Annotated in this window: 1 protein-coding gene; it reads left to right on the top strand. The window is 58.9% G+C overall.

The window, feature by feature from the left end:
• Window positions 1-1,132: enolase C-terminal domain-like protein (locus BMI01S_RS37640; protein ID WP_063769768.1), on the top strand; the 1,132-nt coding region annotated here is incomplete at its 5' end.
• Between the last annotated feature and the right edge of the window lie 96 nt (window positions 1,133-1,228).

Here is a 1,228-nt window from a genome sequence, read left to right as displayed (position 1 = left end):
TGCCATGGCGCGCGTCGTCGCAGCTGAGGTGTTCGAAATCGAGGCGGCGCTGGTCACGCCATACAAGATGACCGAAGGCACACTGGTGTCCACGAGCGCCGTAATGCTGAAGCTGACGGACGCTGATGGCGTGGTGGGCTGGGGAGAGGCAAATCCTTACGATGCTTTTACCGGCGGCACGGCGAGCGATGCCGTACGTGCCCTAAAAGACACTCTTTTGCCCGCGGTTATGGCATCTTCCGCTCCTACTCCCGGCGGCATCGATGCAGAACTCGACGGGCGGCTCGCCGGACATCTTAGCGCGAAGGGGGCTGTGACGATGGCTCTGCTCGATATTCTCGGAAAGCGGCTCAGTGTCCCTGTGGCCACACTGCTGGGTGGGGCGCTGAGAAAATCACTTCCTGTGCTTTGGCCGCTCAGCAATGGTACGGCGGAAGAAGACATTCGCGTGATCGACGAGCGGATGGCGCAAGGATTCTCAAGCTTCATGCTGAAGATGGGTACATCGCCGATACGAAGCGAGATAGAGCGCGTGGCCACGCTGGAGGCGCGCTATGGGAGCGGTGTTACGCTGATCGCCGACGCTAACGAGGGGTGGAATCGCAAGGAGGCTCGAGAGTTCCTAGAGGGGGTGAGCGGCTCCCACCTTGCTTTCCTCGAGCAGCCATTGGACAAGGCGGATTTAGAGGGCGCGGCGTTACTGGCCAAGACTAATGGCATCCCGATTTCAGCGGATGAAGCGCTGGCTGGATACTCGCATGCTGCGGCGATTGCACGCGTAAGTGCCGCCAGTGTCTTCAGTGTCAAGAGCAGTAAAAATGGAGGGCCTTTGCGCGCGCAGCGCATCGCAGCCGTGGCCGAGGCGTTTGGGATTCGCTGCTACATGAATTCGATGATTGAGTTCGGTGTGACGCAAGTGGCGTCACTGCAGCACGCAGTAACCATAGGGAATCTCGTCGACGCTGGGCACGCCTTTATGTCAACGCTACGGCTCGCAGAGGACCCGACCGATTTTTCTTCCTTTGTGCGTAAAGGAGTGGTTCATCTTCCGCAGAGAGCAGGACTGGGCGTGGAGGTAGACGAGTCGCATGTGCGGCATATGGCAGTGAGCGGATTTCATCTTCGCGTGTAACAAACGAACGGATAGCGTTGGCATGCCGGACGTAAAGCATGCGGAAATGATCGATGTGACCGACCTTCTCCAGGCCATGGTGTGAACCGCCTGAGG

Source organism: Paraburkholderia mimosarum LMG 23256 = NBRC 106338 (assembly GCF_000739815.1).
Classification (GTDB): Bacteria; Pseudomonadota; Gammaproteobacteria; order Burkholderiales; family Burkholderiaceae; genus Paraburkholderia; species Paraburkholderia mimosarum.
This window is presented reverse-complemented; position numbering and strand designations above follow the sequence as displayed.